Annotated in this window: 22 protein-coding genes; 13 read left to right on the plus strand and 9 right to left on the minus strand. The window is 66.4% G+C overall.

What is annotated here, in order from left to right; genetic code table 11:
* Positions 1–109 precede the first annotated feature (109 nt).
* From ACX9GQ_RS18415 to ACX9GQ_RS18430, 4 genes are all read left to right on the plus strand, one after another.
* A complete protein-coding gene (locus tag ACX9GQ_RS18415) occupies positions 110–1,420 on the plus strand; it encodes a porin (RefSeq protein ID WP_459631040.1) in 1,311 nt (436 codons plus the stop codon).
* A gap of 34 nt (positions 1,421–1,454) precedes the next feature.
* Complete coding sequence (locus ACX9GQ_RS18420) at positions 1,455–2,126, plus strand: YoaK family protein (protein ID WP_459631041.1); 672 nt, start codon at positions 1,455–1,457, stop codon at positions 2,124–2,126.
* 270 nt (positions 2,127–2,396) lie between these two features.
* Positions 2,397–4,100: an aspartate-alanine antiporter gene (gene aspT / locus ACX9GQ_RS18425; protein WP_459631042.1), complete on the plus strand. Its 1,704-nt coding sequence runs from the start codon at positions 2,397–2,399 to the stop codon at positions 4,098–4,100.
* A 57-nt stretch (positions 4,101–4,157) separates the two neighbouring features.
* Positions 4,158–4,805, plus strand: a complete 648-nt coding sequence (locus ACX9GQ_RS18430) for a MarC family protein (protein ID WP_459631043.1) — start codon at positions 4,158–4,160, stop codon at positions 4,803–4,805.
* Between the two features lie 24 nt (positions 4,806–4,829).
* Here ACX9GQ_RS18430 and ACX9GQ_RS18435 read toward each other — a convergent pair whose 3' ends face one another.
* Positions 4,830–5,402, minus strand: a complete 573-nt coding sequence (locus ACX9GQ_RS18435) for a peptidoglycan-binding domain-containing protein (protein ID WP_459631044.1) — start codon at positions 5,400–5,402, stop codon at positions 4,830–4,832.
* A gap of 448 nt (positions 5,403–5,850) precedes the next feature.
* On the minus strand, positions 5,851–6,618 hold the full coding sequence (locus ACX9GQ_RS18440) for a DUF2092 domain-containing protein (protein ID WP_459631045.1): 768 nt from the start codon (positions 6,616–6,618) through the stop codon (positions 5,851–5,853).
* 274 nt (positions 6,619–6,892) lie between these two features.
* Here ACX9GQ_RS18440 and ppk2 point away from each other — a divergent pair, with 274 nt between their 5' ends.
* From ppk2 to ACX9GQ_RS18465, 5 genes are all read left to right on the plus strand, one after another.
* Positions 6,893–7,762: a polyphosphate kinase 2 gene (gene ppk2 / locus ACX9GQ_RS18445; RefSeq protein WP_459631046.1), complete on the plus strand. Its 870-nt coding sequence runs from the start codon at positions 6,893–6,895 to the stop codon at positions 7,760–7,762.
* A gap of 36 nt (positions 7,763–7,798) precedes the next feature.
* Positions 7,799–8,119, plus strand: coding sequence for an ATPase inhibitor subunit zeta (locus ACX9GQ_RS18450; RefSeq protein ID WP_459631047.1), 321 nt, complete (start codon positions 7,799–7,801; stop codon positions 8,117–8,119).
* Between the two features lie 47 nt (positions 8,120–8,166).
* The gene (locus ACX9GQ_RS18455) at positions 8,167–8,652 is read left to right on the plus strand and encodes a hypothetical protein (protein WP_459631048.1); all 486 of its coding nucleotides are present in this window, start codon (positions 8,167–8,169) and stop codon (positions 8,650–8,652) included.
* 111 nt (positions 8,653–8,763) lie between these two features.
* Positions 8,764–9,579 (plus strand): bestrophin-like domain, encoded by an 816-nt coding sequence (locus tag ACX9GQ_RS18460; protein ID WP_459631049.1) that lies wholly within the window; start codon positions 8,764–8,766, stop codon positions 9,577–9,579.
* Between the two features lie 238 nt (positions 9,580–9,817).
* Positions 9,818–10,063, plus strand: coding sequence for a hypothetical protein (locus ACX9GQ_RS18465; RefSeq protein ID WP_459631196.1), 246 nt, complete (start codon positions 9,818–9,820; stop codon positions 10,061–10,063).
* Positions 10,064–10,076: 13 nt separating this feature from the next.
* Here ACX9GQ_RS18465 and ACX9GQ_RS18470 read toward each other — a convergent pair whose 3' ends face one another.
* Complete coding sequence (locus ACX9GQ_RS18470; protein ID WP_459631050.1) at positions 10,077–10,226, minus strand: STAS domain-containing protein; 150 nt, start codon at positions 10,224–10,226, stop codon at positions 10,077–10,079.
* Positions 10,227–10,447: 221 nt separating this feature from the next.
* Positions 10,448–12,148 (minus strand): recombinase family protein, encoded by a 1,701-nt coding sequence (locus tag ACX9GQ_RS18475; RefSeq protein WP_459631051.1) that lies wholly within the window; start codon positions 12,146–12,148, stop codon positions 10,448–10,450.
* A gap of 188 nt (positions 12,149–12,336) precedes the next feature.
* Here ACX9GQ_RS18475 and ACX9GQ_RS18480 point away from each other — a divergent pair, with 188 nt between their 5' ends.
* Together ACX9GQ_RS18480 and ACX9GQ_RS18485 are read left to right on the plus strand one after the other, a co-directional pair.
* Entirely contained in the window at positions 12,337–14,109 is a 1,773-nt protein-coding gene (locus ACX9GQ_RS18480) for an ATP-dependent nuclease (protein WP_459631052.1), read from the plus strand.
* On the plus strand, positions 14,106–15,623 hold the full coding sequence (locus tag ACX9GQ_RS18485) for a UvrD-helicase domain-containing protein (protein ID WP_459631053.1): 1,518 nt from the start codon (positions 14,106–14,108) through the stop codon (positions 15,621–15,623). The genes ACX9GQ_RS18480 and ACX9GQ_RS18485 overlap by 4 nt, the downstream gene beginning before the upstream one ends.
* Positions 15,624–15,845: 222 nt before the next feature.
* Here ACX9GQ_RS18485 and ACX9GQ_RS18490 read toward each other — a convergent pair whose 3' ends face one another.
* From ACX9GQ_RS18490 to ACX9GQ_RS18510, 5 genes are all read right to left on the minus strand, one after another.
* Positions 15,846–16,895 (minus strand): tyrosine-type recombinase/integrase, encoded by a 1,050-nt coding sequence (locus ACX9GQ_RS18490; RefSeq protein ID WP_459631054.1) that lies wholly within the window; start codon positions 16,893–16,895, stop codon positions 15,846–15,848.
* A gap of 44 nt (positions 16,896–16,939) precedes the next feature.
* Positions 16,940–18,676: a tyrosine-type recombinase/integrase gene (locus ACX9GQ_RS18495; RefSeq protein WP_459631055.1), complete on the minus strand. Its 1,737-nt coding sequence runs from the start codon at positions 18,674–18,676 to the stop codon at positions 16,940–16,942.
* Positions 18,677–18,825: 149 nt separating this feature from the next.
* Positions 18,826–19,059: a helix-turn-helix domain-containing protein gene (locus tag ACX9GQ_RS18500; RefSeq protein WP_459631056.1), complete on the minus strand. Its 234-nt coding sequence runs from the start codon at positions 19,057–19,059 to the stop codon at positions 18,826–18,828.
* A complete protein-coding gene (locus tag ACX9GQ_RS18505) occupies positions 19,052–19,243 on the minus strand; it encodes a hypothetical protein (RefSeq protein ID WP_459631057.1) in 192 nt (63 codons plus the stop codon). Before ACX9GQ_RS18505 ends, ACX9GQ_RS18500 begins: the two co-directional genes overlap by 8 nt.
* Before the next feature lie 47 nt (positions 19,244–19,290).
* The gene (locus tag ACX9GQ_RS18510) at positions 19,291–19,986 is read right to left on the minus strand and encodes a hypothetical protein (protein WP_459631058.1); all 696 of its coding nucleotides are present in this window, start codon (positions 19,984–19,986) and stop codon (positions 19,291–19,293) included.
* 240 nt (positions 19,987–20,226) lie between these two features.
* Here ACX9GQ_RS18510 and ACX9GQ_RS18515 point away from each other — a divergent pair, with 240 nt between their 5' ends.
* Together ACX9GQ_RS18515 and ACX9GQ_RS18520 are read left to right on the plus strand one after the other, a co-directional pair.
* On the plus strand, positions 20,227–21,261 hold the full coding sequence (locus ACX9GQ_RS18515) for an efflux RND transporter periplasmic adaptor subunit (protein WP_459631059.1): 1,035 nt from the start codon (positions 20,227–20,229) through the stop codon (positions 21,259–21,261).
* Positions 21,258–24,395: an efflux RND transporter permease subunit gene (locus ACX9GQ_RS18520; protein WP_459631060.1), complete on the plus strand. Its 3,138-nt coding sequence runs from the start codon at positions 21,258–21,260 to the stop codon at positions 24,393–24,395. Before ACX9GQ_RS18515 ends, ACX9GQ_RS18520 begins: the two co-directional genes overlap by 4 nt.
* Positions 24,396–24,397: the final 2 nt, after the last annotated feature.

Genomic DNA, 24,397 nt, shown 5'->3' on the forward strand with positions numbered 1-24,397 from the left:
TCTTCCTCGCGAGTTATCGTACTGTCAATTTCATATTGCTAACACGTTTAAATAAGGCAGAACTGCTGGAGTATTCGGTGAAGTGGCTATCGTTCTTGGGGTCCGGCACATGAAGATCGTATCCGGTATTTACGGTTTGCTCGCGGGCGTCGCGATCATTGCGGGCCCTGCATGGGCCGCCGATCTTCCGGCGCGCAAGGCGGCTCCCGTCGAGTACGTCCGCGTCTGCAGCCAGTTCGGCGCGGGCTTCTTCTACATTCCGGGCAGCGACACCTGCCTGAAGGTCGCCGGCCGCGTGCGGGCCGAGTACTTCTTCAACCAGCCCTTCAGTCGCAACGATAACACGACCTCGATGCGGGGACGCGGCTACCTGACGCTCGACTCCTACACGGCGACGGACTGGGGGCCACTGCGAGCGACGACACGGGTCTACGTAACCAAGAATAGCGGCAGCAGCGCGAGCACGACGCTGGACTGGGCCTACATCCAATTCGCCGGCGTCACCGCGGGCCGGCTGGAGTACTCGTTCTTCGACTTCTCGCCGATCGGCGACTTCGGCTTTCTCGACGCCACGGTGGTAGGCCGCGGCGCCTACCACCAGTCGATCAATGCGCTCGCCTACACCGCCAGCTTCGGCGGCGGATGGTCGGCCACGGTCTCGCTGGAGGACCGGACGGAGCGGCAGGTCGGCATCGGCACCTACACGCCTTACACCCCCGGCTTCGCGGGGTTTGCACCGACGACTCTCGACTACGCCGGACAGAACCTTCCCGACGTCGTCGCGCGGCTGGAATGGACGCAGGACTGGGGCACGGCCGTGCTCATCGGCGCGCTGCACCAGGTCCGGCCGGGCGGACCCTTTGCGGGCACCTTCAACGGACTCCCGGCGACGCAGGGCTTCGTGATCGACGCCAAGTACGGCTACGCCGTGAACGCCGGCGTCAAGGTGAAGCTGCCGATGCTGGCGGACGGGGACGTCCTCATGGTCTCCGGCGTCTGGGCCTACGGCGCGAGCAACTACTCGGGGTGGACGACGGCGGGAACCGCGGGGTCCCAGTCCCCACTGATCGCAGATGCCGTCATGGTGCCGGGCACGCTGGAGATGAAGCTGTCCACGAGCTACAGCCTCTCGGCGGGCCTGCTGCACTACTGGACGCCGTCGGTCCGGCAGTCGGTCTTCGCGTCCTATGGCGGGATCGACCAGCAGGGCCCGTTTGACGCAAGGGCCGTGACGGTGGGTAGCAACGTCATCTGGTCCCCGGTCAAGGCGCTGAACATCGGCGCCGAGGTCTACTACAGCCGCTACGTCGACGAGCCGCTTTCGGCCTATCCCTACGTCGCCGCCACGAACAGCTTCGACAAGGCCGGCACGTCGCCGGACAACTGGGGCGGGCGCATCCGCTTCCAGCGCGACTTCTGAGGGCGGTCGGCGACTGATCTGCGATCCGGCGTTCATGGAAAGATCGACGCCCGTCGAGGAGAAGCTGGCCATTGCCTTGGCCCTGACGCTGACGGGTGGCTATCTCGACGCGTTCACGTGGATCACGCATGACGGCGTCCTCGCGAACGCGCAGACGGCGAACGTAGTCCTTGCCGGCGTCCACGCCGCAGCTGGGCGGTGGCAGGAGGCCCTGAGGCACCTGCCGCCGATCATCGCGTTCGTCCTCGGCGTCGGCGTCTGCCTTGGTCTGCGTGACCGTTACGGAAGCAGGGTCATCCTGATCAGCCTCTCAGTCGAGATCGCTGTGCTTCTCGTGGTGCTGCTGCTCCATGTCCGGCTGCCGGCCGTTGCGGGAACCCTCGGGATCTCCTTCGCCGCTGCGATGCAGACGACCAGCTTTGCCAAGGTGGAAGGCCGGGCTTTCAGCTCCGTGATGACGACCGGCAATCTCAGCCGGTTTGCGGAGGCGTTGTACGCCCGGAGCTGCGGCGACAGTAGTCGCGCCAACGTCCGTCAGTCCGTCGTGTTCGGGACCATTGTGGCGTGCTTCGCGGCAGGAGCGGCGATCGGCGCGGCGTTGACGGATTTGCACGGCAACGTCAGCTTGGTCGTGCCGATCCTCCTGCTCTCGGTGGTCTTGATCCTGTGTTTCCGCGAGCGATTGGTTCGTCCAGTGGCGCACTGAAAGCGGAGGCAGACGTTGGATCACCAGATCGGCGATGGTCAATACCCTTGCCTGCCTAATGCGAGGGCCTCGCTCACCATGGCCCCACTACAGCACGTCGCGACGATGGACGTTCAAAAACTACCGTAAGTTACATCGAGGCGCGTGCTCAGTAGCGCGCATGTCCGCTACCATGGATGTGATTAATCCCGTGCCAACGACAGCGGCAGCGATCAGAGAGCCCGCGATGGCCAGAACTTGCGGCTCGTTTGACCACCGAGGTGCCCTTCCATGACGGCGGCAGCGTCATTCCTGCAAGACGTCCTCGTGCGGTATCCGGAACTCGCCCTGTTTCTGGTGATCGGCGTCGGCTACTGGATCGGTGGGTTCAAGGTCGCCGGCTTCGGGCTCGGGCCCGTCACGGGATCGCTCTTCGCCGGCATCCTCGTCGGGCAGTTCGCGCATGTCCCTGTCGCGGGGATGACGAAGTCGTTCCTGTTCCTGCTCTTCCTCTTCGGCATCGGCTACTCCGTGGGCCCACAGTTCATGCAGGCCCTCAAGCGCGACGGGCTGAAGCCGATGCTGCTCGCGGTCGTGTGCGCCGTCACCGGCCTGGCATGCGTCGTGGTCGTCGCCCGGGTCCTCGGACTGGATCCCGGCTTCGCGGCCGGGCTCCTGTCGGGTGCCCTGACGGAGAGCCCCGCGATGGGGACGGCGACCGAGGCCATCAACGCTCTCCCGCTCCCGGAGGCGGAACGCGCCCGCCTCGTCGCGCACATCGCTGTCGCGGACGCGGTCTGTTACATCTTCGGAACCGTCGGGGTCATCATCTTCTGCAGCGTCGTGGCGCCTGCGCTGATGCGGATCGACCTTCGCACCGAAGCGCTCAACCTCGAACGCGAACTGGGCATCAAGCGCAGCAAACCGGGCGTTTCGTCCGGGTGGCGCAAGTTTGAGCTGCGCGCCTATCGGGTCCGCGAGGACATGCCGATCGCCGGCACGACGGTCGGCGACGCGGAGGCGCGCGGAAGCGAGCACCGGCTCTTCATCCATCGAATCCGCCGCGGAGCGGACGTGATCGAAGCCGGCCGGGACGAGCGCATCCGTCCCGGTGACGTCGTCGCCGTGTCGGGCCCGCGCGGCGTCATCGTGGAGACGATCGATCCCCGTGCCGAGGAGGTCGAGGACCGCGACCTTCTGGACGTGCCGGTCGCGATGACGGACGTCCTCGTGATCAATCCCGACCTCGCCGGAAAGAGCCTCGCCGCGGTGGGACAGGAGGACTGGACGCGCGGGCTTTACGTGCGGGCCATCCTGCGCGGCGGCGAGGAGATTCCCCTCGCCCCCGGCGTCGCGGCGCAGCGCGGCGACGTCGTGCGGCTCGTCGGGCCTGAGAGCCTCATCGGGGCCGCGGCCAAGCGGATCGGCGTGATCGTGGCGCCCACGACGACGACCGACTTCGTCGTGCTCGGGCTGGCGATCTTCCTCGGAGGCCTGGTGGGCGTTCTCGTGACGTTTCCGATCGGGGACATGCGGATCTCGCTCAGCACGAGCGTCGGCACCCTGCTGGCAGGTTTGCTGGTCGGCCATCTGCGCACCCGGTTCCCCCTCTTCGGCCGCATCCCGGATGGCGCGGTGAGCCTCATGACGTCGCTCGGTCTGGCAGCGTTCGTCGGCATGACGGGGCTTCATGCCGGTCCGGTCTTCCTGTCGTCGATCGCGGAAGCCGGCCTCGGCCTCCTGTTCGGCGGAATGATCGTGACCCTCGTCCCCCTCGTCGTGGGCCTGGCCTTCGGTCGCCTCGTCCTGCGGATGAACCCGGTCCTGGTGCTGGGAGCGCTCGCCGGCGCACAGACCATGACGGCGGCGATGGCGGCGGTGCAGGATCGTTCGGGCAGCCCGGTGGCGGTGCTGGGATACACGCCGGCCGTTCCCATCGGCCACATCCTGCTGACGACCTGGGGATCGGTGATCGTCGGCCTGGTGGCGGGCTAGCGGAATGGCCTCTCGCCGGACCGTGCGCGCCTGCACCCCCCGAGGCGAGGCCGAGCCATGATGGGCCAGTTCCTGTTCGAGTTCGGAACGCTCTTTGCCATCATCAATCCCTACGGCCTTGCGTTCGTGTTCCTGAACAGGACCCTGGATCTCAACGACGACGACCGCCTCGTCATCGCCCGCTCCGTCGCCGTCTACGCGTTCTGCGTCCTCGTCGTGTCCTTCCTAGCGGGGACGGTCATCCTCGGGTTCTTCGGGGTCTCCGTGGCCGCGTTGCGGATCGCCGGCGGCCTCGTCGTCATCTCGGCGGGGTGGACGATGCTTCACGAGGAGCGCCCGAGCGGGGCCAGCGAGGCGCGCTCGACCAAGGGGATGGCGGCCATCCGGCAGGAGACCTTCTTCCCGCTGACGGTCCCGATCACGACGGGCCCGGGCACCATTGCCACCGCCATCACGCTTTCGGCGAGCCACGACGCGTCGGATGGCCTCCTCCTCAGCCACGGCGTGTCGGTCGCGGTCGCTGCCTTGATCGCACTCACGGTCGTACACGCCTATGGGCGCGTCTCCAGGATGGCGCGCCTGGTGGGTCAGGAGGGGACGATGGTGATCATGAGGCTGTCGGCGTTCCTCCTTCTGTGCGTCGGCGTGCAGATCATCCTCACCGGCCTCGGCGAGGTGCTGCCGGGACTGCTCCAGAAATCGTGAGCCACACGCTGCAGCAGCGATGGCCTACAGGCCGAGCGCCTTGGCGGTGGCCTCGTCCACCTCTCCGGTCACGGAAAGCCCGCGAGCAGCCTGGAACTCCCGGAGGGCTCCATCCGATCCCTTGCCGAAGACGCCGTCGACCGCGATTGCATGGCCTTCGCGCGTGAGAGCCTTCTGAACGTCACGGACCCGGTCGCCAGTCATTCGCGGGCTGGTCAACCGGACCGGACCGCTGCGCCCCGCGGCCTCTCCGCGACCCGGAGAGACGATCTCGTAGACCTTCTCGTCCTGGTAGTAGGTCGGCCTGAACAGGGTGTCGCCGCACAGGTAGAGCGTCTCTCCCTCGTAGACGGTCTGCCGGCACTCGTCGTCCGGCAGGCTGTCGATGAAGGCGAGGGTCGTCCCTGCAAGGGCACCGGTGAAGAACCACCCCCAGGCGGGGTTCCAGTAGTAGTCCCCCCAGTGCCAGTGGGGCGGACGCGGATAGGGCGGCGTGTAGGACGGCGGTCGCCAGCCCGGCGGCCGCGAACCCGGCGGGCTCCAGCCCGGAGGCCTGCCGCCCGGCGGCAGCGCGATCGGGTTAGCAGGACGCTCCACGCCCGAATGGCGCGCAATGGGCTGCGCCGGCTTCGGGCGCCCCGTCGCCGGCGGGGCGAGTTCACGAGACGGGGCCCGGTTGATGGGCTGTGACGGCCTTGGAGCCGACGGCCTTGCCCCCGGAGACGGGCCTCCCGGCGGTCCGAAGCCGAGGTCGTAGCCGCCGCCCGGCCTTGCCGCCGACGGAGGCGGCCTGAAGCCCCCGCCATAGCCGCCACCAAATCCTCCACCGCCGCCGGCACCTCCCCTGAGCCCGCCAGCTCCGCCGCCGCCGAATCCACCGCCGCCCCCGCCGCGAAAGCCTCCACCCCCGCCTCCGCCTCGACCGCCGCGGGCGTCCGCCTTCTCGATCCCGACGTGGAGGTCCACAAGCCGTTCGGGCGAAAACCCCCATGCGATGATCGCGGCCGTGGCGAGGAGGATGATCCGGTTCATGGCCCGATTCCCCTCACTTCGCCTGAGGACCATCGGAAGCGCGTTCGGCGACAACGCGAGGCCATGTCACCCGGACATCGTCCGGCCCTGGTTCGAAGCGAAACGACACGGGTTCCCTGGGCGGTTCGAGGGACCATTCGGTCAGGATCGCCCGATACTGCGGAGCCCCCCTGCGCAGCTTCTCGGTCCCCACGATCATCAACGGGAGCGGACGCGCGGGGTCCGCTGCAATCCAGACCTCCCAGTCCTCGTAGGGGGTCACGAAGGCGAGGTGGATGGCGTCCTGCCCGACAACCTTGGTCCGGCCGATCACGGCGCCGCGGGAGATCTCCGCCAGGATTCGGTCCGGCAGCCGCGCGCTCATCAGCGACCAGAGCGGCAGCACCGTTCCGGTGTTCTCGCGGATCCGGTCGATGACGATGTCGAGGCCACCCGTGAGCTTCACGGTCGCGAAGAACTTCTCCGCAGGCGCCGACACGGTGAAGTCGCTGCCGTCGAAGGTGTACCGGCGCAGCGCGCCCTCGCGCTCGGCTTCGATCCGGAAGCCCTGCGAGCGCACCATGACGGTCCGACCGCTGCGGATAAACGTGAGACGTCGGCCGCCCGGCAGGACGTCGTCATGGGTGACGAACCAGCGAAACGACATGTTCGGCAGGCTCGCGAGGAACCGTGCGGAGGTCAGCGCGAGGTCCGATGCGGCAGCATCGACACGACGGGCCTGTGCCTCGGCCGCAAGCCCCGACGTCAGCATCAGCAGGGTGGTAAGGGCTGCACGTAACATCGCTTAACGCTCCACGTCCTCGACGCGCGGGATGCGAGGGGCAAGGCCACCGCCGACACCGGCAGTCTAGCAGTCTTCGGCCGCTTTCGAGGCTGGAGGCGTGGTGCGAGGCCGTAAGTTTCCGTAACCTACCTCCCGGGGAGCCTCGGCCCATGCTTGGCTGTCGCCATGTGCGGCTTCATCGCCGCCTCCAGGTCCAAACCTGGAGCGGAATCTTCAGGGCATCCTGTCAGGTGGGCCCCAGGTCATGCCGAAATAGCCGGCGACGGAGGGAATGATGGACGGTGGCACAAAGGACACTGAAGCGAAGCGCAGCTTGCGAGGCGGCAAGAGTGGCACCAAGTCCAAGAAGACTTCCGGCACCATCTCGGAACGCATGTCCGGCAAGGAGTATGAGAAGGCCCTCGGAAAGCTTCAGGGCGACCTCGTCCAACTTCAGCTCTGGGTGCAGCGAACCGGGGCCAAGGTGTGCATCGTCTTCGAGGGACGTGACGGCGCCGGCAAGGGCGGCACGATCAAGGCTCTCACGGAGCGGACGAGCCCGCGCGTGTTCCGGGTCGTCGCGCTGCCCGCGCCGACGGAGCGGCAGAAGAGCCAGATGTACGCGCAGCGCTACATGGAGCACCTGCCCGCGGGTGGCGAGATCGTGATCTTCGACCGGAGTTGGTACAACCGCGCGGGCGTGGAGCGCGTGATGGGCTTCTGCACGGAAGACCAGGCGAAGGTTTTCCTGAAGATGGTGCCGGCCTTCGAACGCGTCATGGTGGACTCCGGCATCATCCTGATGAAGATTTGGCTGGACGTGACCGAAGAGGAACAGACCCGTCGGTTAAAGGAGCGGATCGACGACCCACGCAAGATCTGGAAGCTGTCGCCGATGGATCTCGAATCCTACAGCCGCTGGTACGACTACTCTCGCGCCCGTGACGAGATGTTCGCGGCCACCGACACGGCGTGGGCGCCATGGTACTTCATCCGTTCCGACGACAAGAAGCGGACGCGGCTGAACATCATCAGCCACATCCTCCACACCATCCCCTACGAGACCACGAAGCGCGAGAAGATCGAACTGCCTAAGCGCCAGAAGGCGAAGGGTTACGTGGAGCCGGCCTATCCCTATCGCGAGGTGCCGCGGGCGTATTGAACAGAATTTCAAGCCAGCGCCGGAGGAGACCTGGACATGACGGAATTCGCGGAGATCGGCAGGCTTGCGCTTCGCAACCGGCTCCTGGGTCGCTGGGCCGCCGCGAGGCTCGGGAAAGCGGGGCCGGATGCGAAGGTCTACGAGGATGCGCTCGTCGCGCTGGCCGCGTCGAACGGGGACATCTTCGCTCGGTTGCGCCACGACCTTGACGCTGCCGGCGTCGTTGTCTCGGACGAAGAGATCGGCGTCGAAATCACCACGTCGACGGTCCGTGCCGGCACCTTGCTGGGCGGGCCGTCATCGGGCGGCGGCGACAGCGCGGCCGTTGCGCTCAAGCGTAACATCATGTCGCGCTAGGGGCCGGTTTGGCACCTCGGCAGCGCGCAGGGAGACAGGAGAAACCCATGGCATCCCACCAGACGCTCGGCGACGAAACCCTCATGAAGGCCGACGAACTCCGGGCCTACATGACCAGTATGGAGATGGCCAAGGCGGAGAAGGCGATCAGCGCGATGGATGCGGCCGACCAGGCTCGCCGCGACCTCGTCAGCAAGCTCGCCGAACCCGTCAAGCTCACACCGGAGTTCATGCAAGACGTTCGCACCCGCCTCGCCGGATCCGTCCGCCGCGCAGCACAGTCCGGCGAGACGGAAGTCATGGTGATGCGTTTCCCGGTGGAGCTGTGCACCGACCGGGGACGCGCCATCAACAACGGCGACAGCGACTGGCCGGACACGCTCACCGGACGCCCCCGGCAGGCCTACGAGCTCTGGCGCGACAGCCTTCGCCCGGGCGGCTACCGTCTCAAGGCCATGATCATCGAATGGCCCGCCGGACTGCCCGGCGACGTCGGCTTCTTCCTCAGCTGGTCCGATGGAAAGGCCGGATGACGTAGCTTAAACGCCAGATCACCCTCTTGAGCATCTGCGGGATACCGGTGGGCTTCAGGCGCTTGGGGGAGCCAACTGAACGCTTGCCTGGATCCGGAGCGCCAGAGGGCCATGACACTTTCCGTTCAGTGGCTTCTCGATCTGGCGACATGGAATTTCGCCGCCTTCGTGGGCGGCCTGTTTCTCGTCCAGATGGCGGCGCGGGAAGGCGGCTACTGGCTGGCCCGCCACCATCGCGCTCGGTCCGAGGCGGAGCCCGAGGGCGTCGGGGTCCTGGTCGGATCCATGCTCGGCCTTCTGGCGTTCGTGCTGGCGCTGACCCTGTCCTTTGCTACGACGCGATACGATGAACGGCAGTCGGGCACGCTAGTCGAAGCCAACGCCATCGGCACCGCGTGGCTGCGTGCCGGGATGGTGGACTCGGAGCGTTCCCGCAACATCGCAGCCCTGCTCGTCGATTACACCAAGCTTCGGCGAGACTTCGTCCAGGCACCCGCCGATCCGAAGATCCTAGAGCCGATCGCCTCGAGGACCGCCGGGCTCCAGAACAAGATCTGGGCCCACGCCTCCGCATTGGCGCGGGAACGCCCCGATCCGGTCGTGGCCCTGCTCGTCTCGTCGCTGAACGAGACGTTCGACGCGAGCACCGCCGAACGGTTTGCCTTCGAAAAGCGCCTCCCCGTTCCCGTCTTCTGGCTACTGATCGCGCTCGCTCTGATCAGCATGTCTGCCCTTGGCTATCAGCTTGGGCTCCGCGGTACGCCGCTGCGGCCCCTGGCCGTTCTCCTGACGGCCATGTGGACGTTGGTCATGGCTGACATCCTCGACCTCGCCGGTGCGCGCCTCGGCAACATTCGACCCGCCACTCATGCTTATGACTGGACCATCCAGGGGTTCGGGCAACCGCCTTCTCTGTATCGGCCGTAAAGGCGGGTGCGAACGGTTATAATATTGTTGAAAGATGATTTGGCTCAAAGAACGAAACATTGATTTATCTCTATCCTACACAAAATACGGGAGAATTGCGATGTCTGAGAGAGCAGTATCACACCAAGAAGCGCAGCGTATGTTTAGGCATGCTCTTGTCATGATGGTGCTTTGTAGCGGTTTCTTTCTTCTTGTTCTCGCAAAATCGTAAGATGGAGGTTCAGTCGTGAAGCGATCTATCACTCTAGCAGCTCTGATCGCCATAGGATTTATTCTGGAGGCGCCGGATCAGGCAAGGGCCGTCGTCTACTGTCAGTACATCGACTATCCTGTCGGATGCATCGTCAGGCCGGGAGTGGTGCTTCGACCCCGGCCTGTGGCGCGAGCGGTGGTGACGCCGGGGGTTGGTGCGCCTGGTGTTGGAGTTCGGCCAGGCACGCCGATGAACCGAGGCGGTCCCGTCAACCGGGCGGGCCGGCGTTAGCTCACGTTCGACATCAAATGCATGGGGAAATCGGCCCGAGCCGGCGGAACTTATCCTCTACTCGGTCCCTCAGCTCCGCGAACACAGGTTCGATGCGCATCTCGGCCAGTTCGTGCACAGGATCGGCGAAGGCGTCGATCGATGTGGCGTCGATGCTCGTCACCGGCTCGGCAGCTGCAACGATTGATCTCACGGGCGACGGTGACGAGCACGGTGGAAGCGGACGCCGACCGTCCCACAAGAACTTGACCACGGCGTCGACGATCGGCAGCGGAGGGGCTGGAAGCAGCAAATGTTGGGCTGACAGCTTCTTAGATGACGTCGTCATATGAGAATAGACATAAAGACCTTATTCGCGAACTGGGCGAGCCGTGGGCGGTTGATCTACGGTCTTGAAATCTGCGGAACCCGGCAGCGAGGCATGTGCAAATAACGCTGGTTGCGTGTCCCCGCAACCACCTTTACCGAACGCCTCATGGCACCATCCAACGCCGCCCCTTCCCGGGCGGCGTTCTTGCGTTCGGACCCCATCGCCACCTCGACCATCGACGCGATCTCGCCCACGAGTTCGACCTCGATGCCCCCGCTCTCGCGCGGGCGCACGATCACCTGCTCGATCAGCGAGCGCATGATCTCCAGGGCTTCCGCCTGCGTGCGCGGGTCCTGCAGGGCCTCGTGCAGCGCCGCGACCTTCTTGCGGTAGAGGTCGGCGAGGTTCGGGTGCAACCGGACCGGCGAGGGGGCAGGTGCTGCCAGCGTGGCCTCGATCTGCCGGCGCTCCGCCTCGAGGGCGTCGAGCCGCTGCTGGAGACCCGGGGACCGCAGGCCCTCCGCGATCGCCGTGATCAGACCATCGAGCTGCCGCTCGATCTCCGCCTTCTTCTTCTCTGCCCGACGGCGCTCCGCCTCGGCCTCGCCGCGGCTCGCGTTCACCTCCGCGTGGAAGGCGGCGATGAACTCGGCGACGAGGTCGGGTGCCATCAGGTTGTGCTGCAGCGCGGAGATCACGATCTCCTCCAGCACGCCTCGCTTGACGCCGGTCGTGTTGGTGCAGAGCCCGTTGCGATGGGCGCGCGAGCAGCGCAGGTAGTCCTTGCCGACGGCGGCCAGCGGATGGCCGCAGCAGCCGCAGACGGCGAGGCCCGTGAGCACGTGCTTCGGCCGACGCTTCTCCCAGAACCGCCCCGCCTTGATAGCCTGCGCCGTCGGCGACGCGGCAATGTTGGCGAGCCGGCTGGAGACCCTCTCCCACAGCGCGTCGTCGATGATCCGCAGTTCCGGCACGTCCTCGACGATCCACTCGCTCAGAGGGTTCGGGCGCGAGACCCGCTTGCCGGTCGACGGGTCCTTGATGAACCGCATGCGGTTCCACACGAGCCGACCGACGTAGAGTTCGTTCCTTAGGATGCCGGTCCCGCGGCCACCGTGGCCGCGGATCGTCGTGTCCTGCCACGGACGGCCCTCGGGCCCCGTGACACCGTCTCGGTTCAACTGCGTCGCGATGGCCCGCGGCGAGGCTCCTGCGGCGAACTCTGAAAAGATCCGCTGCACGACCGCGGCCTCATCGGCGTCGATGACCCGCTTGCCGCGTACCCGATCGCCGTTGGCATCGACCTCCTTCGGAACCCTGTAGCCATACGCTTTGCCGCCCGCCGAACGGCCCTGCTCGACGCGCCCCCGCAGGCCCCGGTGCGTCTTCGCAGCCAGGTCGCGCAGGAACAGCGCGTTCATTGTGCCCTTCAGGCCGACATGCAGCTCGCTGATCTCCCCCTCCGCCAGTGTCAGCAACCGCACGCCCGCGAAGGTCAGCGCCTTGTAGAGTGCGGCCACGTCCTCCTGGTCGCGCGACAGGCGATCGAGCGCCTCGGCAACCACGACGTCGAACTGACCCGTCCGCGCGTCGGCCAGCAGCCGCTGGTACTCCGGCCTGAACTTGCTCGACCCACTCGCGGCGCGGTCGGCGTACTCGCCCGCCACCGTCCAGCCGCGCGCCTCCACCAGCTCGCGGCACAGCCGGATCTGGTCTTCGATCGAGGCCTCACACTGAAGGTCGCTGCTATACCTTGCGTAGATCACGGCGCGCACTGGATGTCTCCAAAGATGCGACTCAGGCTAGGTTGGTGCCAACGGCTTAGGATCCTACGGAGGTTAAGCAGGACGGCAAATTGACGTGGGCGTGTGCGCGGTAATGACCCTTAGCGGACCCCCGGAATGTCTGTTCAGGGCGATCCCGCAATCCTAAGCTGCGCCGTTCAAGTTTGCGCGGGGGCGCAATGTCTGAGACTCAAGAGCAAGCGCCTTCAACGGCTCCGACAATCCTGCGGCTCACCATCGAGCGGTTCCGCGGGATCAAGGGCCTGACGTGGTACCCGTCGGAAGGCGTCAACGTCGTTCTGGGCGGGGGCGACGTCGGCAAGAGTGCGATCCTCGACGCGATCGCCCTGCTGCTCGCTCCGACGAATGGGTCAGTCCTGTCTGACGCCGACTACTGGCAGCGTAAGCCCGAAGACGAGTTCGTCATCGAATCCGTGATTCGGCTCCCCGATGGTCGGGGCATCAATACCCAATCAAAGCCCGCTTGGCCGTGGAACTGGGACGGGAAAGAGCCGGGAGTTCCCGAGCTCACCGAGGACGGGCAGCAGGTCGTCGCTGATCCCGTCTATCGCATCCGTGTCAGAGGGTCGGCGGACTTCGATCTCGTTTATGAGGTCATGCAGCCTAACGGCCAGTTCGACCACCTATCAACCGCTGTACGCCGCATGATCGGTATCGTTCGCCTCGGCGGTGATGATCGGAACGACCGCGATCTTCGCATGGTCCAGGGCTCGGCTCTCGATCGACTTCTCTATGACAAAACGCTGCGCGCACGACTCGGCCACAAAGTGGCGGAAACCGACGTCGAAGCAGTCTTGCAGCCGGAAGCGAAAGCGAAGATCGAGCAACTCGACACGGCCTTCGCTAAGCGCGCCTTGCCTAGGGATCTCGGCCTCGGCATCGCAACAAACCAGACGCAATCCCTGAACGCCCTTATCGGCCTCACCGCGAACAAGGGCGGTGTCGAGCTCCCGCTCGCAAGTTGGGGATCGGGCACGCGCCGGCTGGCGGCGCTTGAAGTGGCCTCTGCCAACCTAAATGCCGATCCGATTGTGGTCGTCGATGAGGTAGAGCGGGGGCTGGAGCCTTACCGGCTGCGGGCCCTTCTCCGCCAACTCCAGGACGGGGCATCACAAGTCTTCCTCACGACCCACAGCGCCACGGCGCTGCGTGCGCTCAGCAAGGCGGGTCTTTGGTTGATGGATAGCGCCGGCAATCTCGGCGAGTTGGCCGAGGTCGTGATCAAGCATGCGACCCAGGAGCCCGAAACGCTCCTCTCGCGGTTGACCATCCTTTGCGAAGGCAAAACCGAGATTGGTTTTGTCCGCGCACTGTTGGATCGCGACCTCGGGATGCCGGCGATGGACCACGGTGTGTGGCTCGCAAATATCGGCGGCAACGAATCGACACTGCTCATGCTCGAAGCGCTCTCGAAGAGCGGTCTCATGTTCGGCGGCTTCGCCGATGAAGAGGGCAAGGCACCGGAGCGCTGGGCGGTTCAGAAGAAGGCCCTAGGTCCGCTTCTGTTTCGCTGGGGGAGTGGCTGCACGGAGGCGAACGTCATCCAGCACGTGGCCGAAGCTGACCTCCCCGAGCTCATTCGGCATCCTGAGCTGGAAGGAGAGCGACTTCGCATACTCGCTGATCGCGCCGGCATCGACGACAAATCGCTCGAGGCGATCAAAGCGGCCTGTCCGGATCTCAGGCAGCTGATCATCGAAGCGGCGACCTGCCACATTCCCGATGACACCTCGAAGCTTCCCCGGTTTGAAAAGGGAACATGGAAGAAACATGGTGAGCGCTGGTTCAAGACGGAGCCTGGCGGCCGCGAGCTTGCCATGAAGGCCGTCCAACTGGGAGTGCTTCCCTCGCTCGGCGATGAGCTCCCACAATTCATTGCAGCTGTTAGGGCAGCGATTGGCCTGCCGCCGCGGGAGCTGCGGCCGGCTTGAGCGATGCGTCTGTCCATTCGGCACTTCGATCGGATGCTCGCCTCGTCGTCGTCGAAGCGCCCGCCGGCTGCGGAAAGACCTATCAAGGCGCCGAATTCGCCGCCGACGCGCTTCCGCAACTTGGGCAAGGCCGCTTGCTCGTTCTCGCCCACACGCATGCTGCGGTTGATGTATTCGCGAGCCGCACCAGCCGACTCGGTAGTCGCATTGATGTTCGCACCATCGACAGCCTGATCGCCGAAGTCGCCGCTGCCTACAACAGCAGCCTCGGCCTTCCTCCCGATCCCGGCGTATGGGTTCGCTCGCGGAAGGACGGCTATCAGCAGCTCGCCGCGCTCGTCGCCCGATTGGTCAAAGGCTCGCCGATGATCGCCGAGGCCTTAGCGCGGAGGTATCCGCTTATCGTATGCGATGAGCATCAGGACTCCAGCGAGGACCAGCACGCGATCGTCCTGGCGCTTCAAAAGGGTGGAGCTGCTCTCCGCATCTTCGGCGATCCTATGCAACACATCTTTGGATCGGCTCGCCAACGGGCGGACGATTCTGACATCGCGCGCTGGGAAGAACTCAAGCGCGGAGGCCGCTTCGAGGAACTCGACTACCCGCATCGCTGGAGTGGCGGGGCGGAAGCGTTGGGCTCGTGGATTCTGGAGTGTCGCCAGGCGCTGAAGGATGGTGGCGTTGTGGACCTTTCGAAGGTGCCGCCGCTGCAGGTCCGCGTAATCTTCGCCGATAACCAGGCACCCAGACGCGGAGCCTTCCAAACAAGCCACGTGGAGGCGCGCGAGTTGCGTAGGCTCATGACGGCCGGCGACTTGCTGGTTCTCTCCCGCCACAACGAAACGGTGACCGGTCTGAGGGCCTTCTACGGTCGGCGCGTGCCGGTGTGGGAGGGGCATACGCGCGACGCCCTAGAGGCCCTCGTGTCGCGCTTATCCGAGGCGAATGGTGACGCGTCCGCCGTTGCGGAAGGGATCGTTGAATTTCTCGGCGGCGTTGGCGTCGGATTTTCCCCCACCGCCTTCGGTGACCGCTTCAAAGCAGAAGTCGCAAACGGCTGCGGTAGATCGGCGCGCGGCATGCCAGCGAAGCTTCAGGACTTGGCCCGTATGGTACTTGCTGAGCCCAATCACAAGGGCGCAAGCAAGGTCCTCGCCCAAGTGCGCAGGCTTGCTCGCGACGACGCAGCGTTCGAGGCCGTCAAAATTGATCACGGTCGCGAATATATGGAGGCTGTCGGGCTCGGCGGCTTTGATGATCTCCTCCAAGGCTTCGGCGAACTCACGCTGAGGCGGACACGCGCGCGACCGCCGCTCCCCGAAAAGGCCATCAGCACCGTTCACAAGGCCAAAGGCTTCGAGCGCGATAACGTCCTTGTCGTCCCATGCGATCGCACTCATTTCGGCGACAGTCGGGCATCCCGTTGCGCTTTCTACGTCGCGATCAGCCGAGCGAAGCGGAACCTTACGCTCGTGGTCTCGCGCAACTCACCGAGTCCACTGTTCCAGCTCTAGATGTGAACGGGTCGCTATCAAAATACGACCTCTCATTCTAGGCGCACGGTGCTTGTTCAACGCCAACGGTCGATATGACAACAAGGCTCAGTGATGGCGGTGGGGACGCCTTCGGCCGTTCGCTTTTCGGCACCGCGCAAGGGTCTGCCCCTGGCGCAAAGCCGACAGCATCGCCGCTGGCGGAGAGGCCCTTCGTGCCCTTCAGGCCAATCCGGATAGGCGTCAGCGGCCCTTCCCGTACTCGCTGATCAACGCCAGCCCATCGGTGTAGTTGCGGTGCGCCTCGATCGCCGTCGCCTGCTGGTAGAACCGTTCAACTGTACTCGGATCTCGATGCCCGAGAAGTGGCGTGGCGAGCCGAATGTGCTGCGGGTCTTCGATAGCAAGGGTCGTGGCGGCAGCGTCTCGGAAGAGATGCGGGTTGACGGCTTTGCCGAGGCCCTCCTGGGCTCGCTGCCGGATTTGATCGTAGAGGGCCATCTGGCTCATGGGCGAGCCATGAGACGAGACCCAGAGGGCGTCCCCGATGGGGCTCGCCCAGCGGCTCTTCAGGGCGGCAAGGACCGAGCGGTGCGTTGTGATGTAAGTCAGGAGATGCGGCACCAGGTCTGCCGGCCATGGCATGTCGATCGGCTGGTGCGACTTGGTCTCCTCCGGCGCAATCCTTAGCATCCACGTGCCGCCGACCTGCACGAGCGTGTCGTCGAGCACGAGGCCGGCGAGATTGCGCCGACGGAGCGGACGCAGCGATAGGAGAGCGATGATGAGGCCGTCGCGGTAGGCGAGGGCGGCCAGCCGTGGGGTCGTTTGGTACTGGGCGCTCTCCATCAGGTCGAGCCCGAGGGCGAGCAGTTCCATCGTGGTGGCAAGCTTCGCGCGCTTGTCGCGCGCGGGCACGGCCCGGGCGCGGACCTTCGACGCGATGCGGTTGATGAACGACCAGTCGTGGTCCGGCGCGACGGCGCGGGCGAAGTCGCCCACCTCCTGCAGTCGGGAAAGGATCGACCGCCCGCCGTTGCCGAGCCCTTCCAGGTGCTCGACATAGGCCTTCACGCGGTCGCGGGTGATGCGGCCGTGGGGGGCCTCGTCGACGTCCAGCTGGCCCGTCGTCGCGAGCCATGTGAGCCAGCGCCCATAGCCCTTCTCCGTCTTCACGTTGGACGCGCGGGAGTGGCCCGCGCGGGTCCCCCCGGTCGGGTCGAACGGGTCGACCGACATGAGCGCCTCCTGCCACAGGCGGCAGTCGACTGCCGGCCAATCAGCGACCTTCATGCAGGAACGCTCGGGCGCCTTGCCGCGACCGTAAGGCCCGCCGCTCATCGCGCCGCCCCCCGGTGGTCGGCAAGCTTCCTCCCGGCGCCTCCGCGCGGCTTCGTCGCCTTGGTCGATCCACGCGTGGAAGCTGCCGCAGCCCCACGCAGGCGGCCGAGCACAACGCCATCGAAGTGCAGGACGGCTGCCGTCGACTCTGCGCCGCTGTAGAAGCCTGTCGTCGTCGACATCTTCTTGTGACCCAGCACCCGGCGCATGACCTCGTACTGGCCGGGGCGCACGTCGAGGTAGAGCTTCGCGGCAATGTGGCGGAAGAGATGCGGGTTGATGGTCAGCCCCGTGTACCGGTGCACCAGCTCCGTGATCTGCCTGCCAAACGTGTTGCCCCGCTTGGCCTGACTTCCACGCCCTGGGAAGAGCACCTTCGTGTCGGTGTCCGCGAGGCCCGGCCGATGCTCGCGCAGGTACCACTCCAGCAGCTCGACCGTCCGCTCCGGCAGGATGAAATTCAGCACCTGCCGGTTCTTGACTTCGTGGTCCTCGAAGATCAGGTGCCACCGCCCGCCGACATGCTTGAGATGAGTCTCCAACTCGATGCCCGCGAGGTTCTGCCGCCGCACGGGTGCGACCAGCAGCAGCTCGATGGCGAGCGCGAGGCCGGCGCGCACCGACGCCCGCTTGCCGGGCAGCAGACCCCGGTCCACCTCGTCGCGCAGGCGCGCCGGCAGACCCAACAGCGCATCTACCGCCTGCGGATCGTCGAACGGACGCAAGCGCTCACGGTTCTTGCGCGTGAGCCCCTGCTGCGGCACGGCAAGCCGCTTCACCACCGTGGCCATCCTGGCGAGGTCCGGCTCCGTCAGGTTCACCCAATGCCGTGCCACGCCCTTGAGCATCGAAGCCATCTCGTGGATCGTCGATGACGTCTGTTTGCCCTTGCGCTCGTAGTAGAAGCGCAGGCCCTCGTTGAAGGCGTCGAGCACGACGAGGTCGGCCAGTGACTGCAGCGTCTGCGGATCACGCCCCCGATGCACGAGAGCCGAGGCGAAGGACCGCAACTGGTACTCGCGCGTGGCCAGCGTGCTCGGCCTCGCGGGACGCGCGGGGCCGTCGTCGGCGAAATCACGGCCGGCGAGCCGATCGAGCCACGCGTCGACGTCCTGCTCCAGGGACGCCGGGAACGACGACCACGGCAGGACATACACGTCGCGCCGCGACGGCCGCTCGATGCCGATTGACGGAAAGCCTGGCGTGAGCTCAACAGCCCGGTTCCACGCGACAATAAGGTTCGCCCAGGTCTTCTCTGGACCCTTCAGCAGGGCGTCTTCGAACAGCTCCGCCTTGAACGCTATCAGGTCGTCGAGCGTCACGGCGTCCGGGCCGATCTGCCTCTCGGACAGCCATCGCATCAGCCGCGACAGCCGGACGCGGTCCGCCTGCTTAGGCAGGGCATCGTGCAGTGACTGCCACGCGGCTGACATCGGCGTCATCGACCGGCCCTTCATCGTCGGCCGCGCCAGCGCCAGAGCCGCCCGCAGCAGCGAGCGGATGTTGTTCCAGCGTCCGGCAGAGAGACCGAGCTGCTCGCCGGTCACCGTGGCAAGGCGGCGGCCGAGCGCCTGATGATCGGCGGGGACCTGGTCGGGCTCGCGCCCCAGGGCGCGCGCGATGGTGCGCACCGCCGACGCCATGTTCTGGCGCCGCTGCGGGGCGAGGTCGGCGGCCTGGACGGTCGCGATGACATCGGCAAGGGTGGCTCGTGAAGCCTCAGACGTGGACATGAGTGACCTCGTGATGACGAGAGGGGAAACGCGGGTCGTTTCGTGAGAACATAACACACCAAAGCAACCCGGTTTGACGGATCATGTAATAACGAGCACCAAGGAAGTGGTTGCGAATGTTCATGATTGTCCACCCCTGTCCATCACTGTCACCGGGGCCGCGTCAACGCCGCGAGATCCTCCGCGCGGACCCGGACGGACCGGCCCACCGTCACGCTGGCCAGCGCCCGGGACTTGATCAGACGCCGGACCGTGCGTGTGCTCACCCTGAGCACCTCCGCGACGTCGGAGACAGTCAGCAGCGTCGGCAGCGTCGGCAGCGAAGAACTCGTGTTGCCCGGGGTGGCGTTGGACTGGCGGGTGCCAGCATCGGCGTTACGCATCGTCGGTCTCCGTCTTCGGTTCGACCGCGACGGGCTTCGTCTCACGATCCTCGTCCCGCAACTCACGCGCCGCCGCCCGCGCCACGAGGCGCGCGAGGCCGACGAGGGCCGTCTGGCCGGGAGTGCTCGGGGAGGGGACCGGCGTGTCCTGCCGGTGATGAGGCCGTCGCTTCATGACGGCCAAGGTGGGCCTTCAGGCGCCAGGCTTGGACGGCAAAACCCCGACGACGATCAGCGGGGGTTTTGCCGCGCTCGTGCCTGTTCGCCGCGCCGTCGGCGCATGGTCCTGCGGATGCAGTCCGCAAGGCCGTCGGTGTTCAGGTCCAGTTCGACGAGCACCTGATGGCACTGCTCGTAGAAGGGTCCCGTCTTGCCGCTTGGCGCCGGGGTCCCGTGCTGCGTCTCCCACGCGCCGGCCAGCGTGTCGACGACGTAGTTCCGCTCGACATCTTGCGGGCGGCCGCCCTTGTGCCGCTTCTCCATCCGCAGCGCCTGCTCCAGGGGGTCACACAGTGTCTCGATCAGCTTTGCGAGGAGGAGCGGTCCCGCCTGCACCGCGACCGACTGGCGTGTCACGTGCGTGAGGCAGTCAAACGTCACCATGTCGCCGCGACCGAGCCTGGCCATGGCATCCTCGATGGCGCGCTCATCGACGCTCCAGCCGATCGAGCCCAGCAGCCGCTCCATCCCGTAAGGCGAGAGCAGCAGCCCCAGCAGGGGCAGGAAGCCGTCGGAGAGGGCCGCCTTCGCAGACGAGGGGTTCTTCCGCAGCCAAGCCGACAGCACGTCGAACTGCTTCAGGAAGAACTCCAACGCGGCGACGCGCTGGGCGCGGTCGGGCTGCATCCCCACCCGCCGGCGGTAGGCGGCGAGGTCGGCTCGGATCTTGTCGACCAAGGCTGGGTGCGGCTCGGACATGCCAGTCATATTGGGCACGTCGTTTGCCGGAGCAAACGCGTCTCCTTGCAGATGCGCAAAGAAAGACGCTTGACCTTCCCATCATGGGAGGCCTGCAGGTGGCTCCAGAGACACTCTGAGGAGCCACGGACCATGTCCCGTTTCATCCCCCTCGCCCTCGCCGCGGCTACGGCGCTGGGCGGAACGCTCGCCTGGCAGGTCAGCCACCATCAGGCTCATGCCGATGGACCAACTGCCGGACCGCCGCCCATGCCGGTCGCAGTCGCGCCCGTCGTCACGCGCGACTTGGCCGAGACGGTCGAGTTCACCGGACATCTGCATGCCGCCCGCGCCGTCGATCTTCGACCTCGGGTGAGCGGATCGATCGAGGTCGTCGACGTTCCGGAAGGTGGGCTCGTCGAGCCCGGCCAGACGCTGTTCCGCCTCGACGCCCGGCCCTTCCGTGCGGCACTGGCGCGCGCCGAAGCAGCGCTTGCCGAGGCCCATGAACGGCACACGCTGGCGGGCCGGCAGCATGCGCGCACGCTTAGCCTCGCCTCCGAAGGGCATGCCTCTCGCGATCGGCTGGAGCAGCAGGCCGCCGACCGTGAGGCGCTCGCCGCGCAAGTCAAGGCTGCCGAGGCAGCGGTCGCCGCGGCGCAGCTCGATTTGGAGTTCGCCACCATCACGGCGCCCATCGGCGGCAGGATCGGCCGGGCACTGGTGACGGAAGGGAATCTCGTCGCGGCCGGTCAAACGCCTCTGGCCGCCATCGTCTCCACCGATCCCATCCATGTCTTGTTCGACGTGGACGAGCCGACCTTCATCCGTCTCCTGTCGGCGCGCGCCCGCAACGCCGTTGGTGTGGACGTCGAGATCGGGCTGCTCGGAGATGAGGGCTTCCCGCGGCGAGCGCGGCTCGACTTCGTCGACAATCAGGCCGACCGCGCGAGCGGCACCGCCAGGCTTCGAGCCGTCCTTCCGAATCCTGACGGCCGGCTCGCGCCGGGCCTCTTCGCCCGGGTCAGGGTCCCCCTATCCCCGCCGCGTCCAACCCTTCTGGTGACAGAGGCCGCCATCGGGTCCGCCCAGGGCGGCCGCTACGTCCTCATCTCCGCCCCCAACGGCACCGCTGAACTGCGCCCCGTCCGCGTCGGCCCAGCCGTCGGCGAGGGTCTGCGTGTCGTGCACGACGGCCTTGCTCCGGGCGATGTCGTCGTCGCGCGCGGAATGGTTCGTCCGGGCACCCGCATCGTCCCTCTGTCCGAGTCCGTCGCGACCGGAGCTAAGGAACCCCAGTCATGAACGCGATTCCGCGGTTCTTCATCGAGCGGCCCATCTTTGCGGTCGTTCTCTCCGTCCTGACGCTCGTCGCTGGAGGCCTGGCGCTTCTGAAGCTGCCCCTGTCCGAGTATCCAGCCGTCACCCCACCGACCGTTCAAGTCGTGGCGCAGTTCCCGGGCGCGTCCCCGCGCGAACTGGCAGAGACAGTTGCCGCGCCGATCGAGCAGGAGATCAATGGCGTGGAAGGGATGCTCTACATGACGTCCCAGTCGGTGGACGGTCAGGTCACCCTAGCCGTCACCTTCGCACATGGCATCGATCCCGACCTCGCGCAGATCCGGGTCCAGAACCGGGTTCAGCGTGCGCTCCCGCGACTTCCCGAGGAGGTCCAGCGGCAGGGCGTCGTCGCGCGCAAGGTCTCGCCAGACATGCTCATGGTGGTGCACCTCGTGTCGCCTGATCGGCGCTTCGACGCGCTCCATCTGGCGAACTTTGCCACCTTGCAGGTGCGCGACACGCTCCAGCGAATCTCGGGCGTAGGCGAGGTGAACGTCTGGGGAGCTGGCGACTACGCCATGCGGATCTGGCTGGATCCCCAGAGAATGGCAGCAAGAGGCATCACCGCCACCGAGATCGTACGGGCGGTGCGGGCGCAGAACGTCCAGGTGGCCGCGGGAGCCGTCGGGCGGCAACCGGGTGCAGGAGAGGCGCCTCAACTGGCCCTCAATCTGAGGGGTCGCCTCGGAGAGCCAGAGCAGTTCGCCGCCATCGTCATCAAGACGGATGGAGAAGGACGCATCGTTCGCCTCGGCGACGTCGCGCGTGTCGAACTCGGTGCCGAGGGATATGCCTTGCGCTCGCTCCTCGATGGCGAACCCGCGGCAGCTCTCCAGATCATCCAAGCCCCGGACGCGAACGCGCTCGACGTCGCCGCTGCGGTTCGCCAATCGATGGCCGAGATGAGCGCCACGTTCCCGCAGGGCGTGGAGCACAGGATCGCCTACGATCCCACGATCTTCGTGCGCGCCTCCATTTCCGCGGTCCTCTTCACTCTGCTGGAGGCCGTCGCTCTCGTCGTCCTGGTGGTCGTATTGTTCCTGCAGGACTGGCGTTCCTCGCTGATCCCGCTCGTGGCCGTTCCGGTGTCGCTCGTGGGGACGCTCGCCGTGATGCTGCTGCTCGGCCACACGTTGAACACGCTGTCGCTGTTCGGCCTCGTGCTCGCCATCGGGATCGTGGTGGACGACGCCATCGTGGTGGTCGAGAACGTCGAGCGGCACATGGCTGCCGGGCTGTCGCCTCGGCTCGCTGCTCGCAAGGCCATGGAGGAGGTGACCGGCCCAATCGTCGCGATCACCTCTGTGCTCGCCGCCGTCTTCGTCCCGGCCGCCTTCCTGTCGGGACTGCAGGGCGAGTTCTATCGGCAGTTCGCGGTGACGATCGCGGTGTCGACCGTCTTGTCGGCGGTCAACTCGCTCACCCTGAGCCCGGCGCTCGCAGCGGTCCTTCTGAAGCCCCATGGTGCGAAGCGGCGCGGCCCGCTCGCATGGTTCTTCGGGCGGTTCAACGACGGCTTCGAGGCCACGGCGCGGGGATACGCCAGTTTCGTGCGGAGGCTTTCGCGGATCGGCGCCGTGGCGCTACTGGCCTACGGCGCAATCCTCGTCGCCGGATGGCAAGGGTTGCAGCGGATCCCCACGGGGTTCGTCCCGCAGCAGGACAAGTACTATCTGGTCGGTATCGCGATGCTGCCGGCCGGCACATCAATCGAGCGCTCCGAGGCCGTGGCCCGGCAGATGTCGCGCCTGATGCTTGAAGAGCCCGGCGTCGAGAGTGTCGTCGCCTTCCCGGGCCTTTCGATCGACGGCTTCGTCACGTTGCCGAACGCGGCTGTCGTGTTCACGATGCTGGATCCGTTCGAGCAGCGGCGCACGCCGGACCTTTCTGCGAACGCCATCGCCCAGCGGTTGCAGGCCAAGCTGGCCGGGATCCAGGAGGGACTGGCCCTCGTGTTCCCGCCGCCGCCGGTGCCGGGGATCGGAGCCGTCGGCGGCTTCAAGCTCCAGGTTCAGGATCGGGCGGGCCTTGGTCTGGAGGCTCTTGCCGAGGCGACCCAACGGCTCGTGGCCGCCGCCGCCAAGCGGCCTGAGCTGGCAGGTGTCATGGCGAGCTTCCATGTCTCGGCCCCGCAACTGCGGGTGGAGCTGAACCGTGACCGTGCGCTGGCGCTGGGGGTTGCGCCGGCCGATGTCGCGCAGGCCCTGCAACTCGCCATGGGGTCGCTCTACCTGAACGACTTCCAGCGGCACGGCCGGACCTATCGGGTGATCGCGCAGGCGGATTCCGCCTTCAGGCTGCGGGAAGAGGATCTCGCCAAGTTGCGGGTTCGCAGCGCAGCCGGAGCCATGGTGCCCCTGACTTCCCTCGTAACCGTTCACGCCGCGACAGGACCGGACCGGGTGGTGCGCCATAACGGCTACCCCTCGGCGGAGGTCGGCGGGGCTCCCGCGCCGGGCTTCGGCTCCCGGGACGCTCAGCGTACCATGGAGGCGCTGGCGCGTGAGGTTCTTCCGCCGGGGCTGTCGGTCGAGTGGACGGAACTGGCCCTGCAGGAAAGACTGGCAGGGAATGCCGCCGTGTACATTTTCCCAGTGGCGGTGCTGCTCGCGTTCCTGATCCTTGCCGCTCAGTACGGGAGCTGGTCGCTGCCGCTTGCCGTGCTGCCCATCGCTCCGCTGGCCGTCCTGAGTGCGGCTGGTGGCGTGCTGGCGACGGCAGGGGACGCGAACGTCTTCACGCAGATCGCGTGGTTGGTGCTGGTCGGACTGGCGGCCAAGAACGCGATTCTCGTGGTGGAGTTCGCCCACGAGCGTGAGCGGGCCGGGCTCGATCCCGTCGCGGCCATCGTCGAGGCAGCTCGGCTGCGGCTGCGGCCGATCCTGATGACCTCGATCGCTTTCGTGGCGGGGGCCCTGCCGCTTGCGCTCGCCACGGGAGCGGGATCGGAGATGCGTCGGGCGATGGGAATCGCGGTCGCCTTCGGAATGACGGGCGTCACCCTCCTGGGGCTCCTCTTCACGCCGCTCTTCTACCTGCTCGTGCGTCGCCTGGCGCGCGAGCGGGCCGGGGCGGCGCCCCTTCCCTCGGAGGCCTGACG

It is taken from the genome of Alsobacter sp. R-9, assembly GCF_054612375.1.

What these genes read in the sequence shown, in the direction of transcription:
- ACX9GQ_RS18415 (WP_459631040.1), top strand. Translation starts at nt 110, where the DNA reads ATGAAGATCGTATCCGGTATTTACGGTTTGCTCGCGGGCGTCGCGATC.
- ACX9GQ_RS18420 (WP_459631041.1), top strand. Translation starts at nt 1,455, where the DNA reads ATGGAAAGATCGACGCCCGTCGAGGAGAAGCTGGCCATTGCCTTGGCC.
- aspT (WP_459631042.1), top strand. Translation starts at nt 2,397, where the DNA reads ATGACGGCGGCAGCGTCATTCCTGCAAGACGTCCTCGTGCGGTATCCG.
- ACX9GQ_RS18430 (WP_459631043.1), top strand. Translation starts at nt 4,158, where the DNA reads ATGATGGGCCAGTTCCTGTTCGAGTTCGGAACGCTCTTTGCCATCATC.
- ACX9GQ_RS18440 (WP_459631045.1), bottom strand. Translation starts at nt 6,618, where the DNA reads ATGTTACGTGCAGCCCTTACCACCCTGCTGATGCTGACGTCGGGGCTT.
- ppk2 (WP_459631046.1), top strand. Translation starts at nt 6,893, where the DNA reads ATGATGGACGGTGGCACAAAGGACACTGAAGCGAAGCGCAGCTTGCGA.
- ACX9GQ_RS18450 (WP_459631047.1), top strand. Translation starts at nt 7,799, where the DNA reads ATGACGGAATTCGCGGAGATCGGCAGGCTTGCGCTTCGCAACCGGCTC.
- ACX9GQ_RS18455 (WP_459631048.1), top strand. Translation starts at nt 8,167, where the DNA reads ATGGCATCCCACCAGACGCTCGGCGACGAAACCCTCATGAAGGCCGAC.
- ACX9GQ_RS18460 (WP_459631049.1), top strand. Translation starts at nt 8,764, where the DNA reads ATGACACTTTCCGTTCAGTGGCTTCTCGATCTGGCGACATGGAATTTC.
- ACX9GQ_RS18480 (WP_459631052.1), top strand. Translation starts at nt 12,337, where the DNA reads ATGTCTGAGACTCAAGAGCAAGCGCCTTCAACGGCTCCGACAATCCTG.
- ACX9GQ_RS18490 (WP_459631054.1), bottom strand. Translation starts at nt 16,895, where the DNA reads ATGAAGGTCGCTGATTGGCCGGCAGTCGACTGCCGCCTGTGGCAGGAG.
- ACX9GQ_RS18495 (WP_459631055.1), bottom strand. Translation starts at nt 18,676, where the DNA reads ATGTCCACGTCTGAGGCTTCACGAGCCACCCTTGCCGATGTCATCGCG.
- ACX9GQ_RS18500 (WP_459631056.1), bottom strand. Translation starts at nt 19,059, where the DNA reads ATGCGTAACGCCGATGCTGGCACCCGCCAGTCCAACGCCACCCCGGGC.
- ACX9GQ_RS18510 (WP_459631058.1), bottom strand. Translation starts at nt 19,986, where the DNA reads ATGACTGGCATGTCCGAGCCGCACCCAGCCTTGGTCGACAAGATCCGA.
- ACX9GQ_RS18515 (WP_459631059.1), top strand. Translation starts at nt 20,227, where the DNA reads ATGCCGGTCGCAGTCGCGCCCGTCGTCACGCGCGACTTGGCCGAGACG.
- ACX9GQ_RS18520 (WP_459631060.1), top strand. Translation starts at nt 21,258, where the DNA reads ATGAACGCGATTCCGCGGTTCTTCATCGAGCGGCCCATCTTTGCGGTC.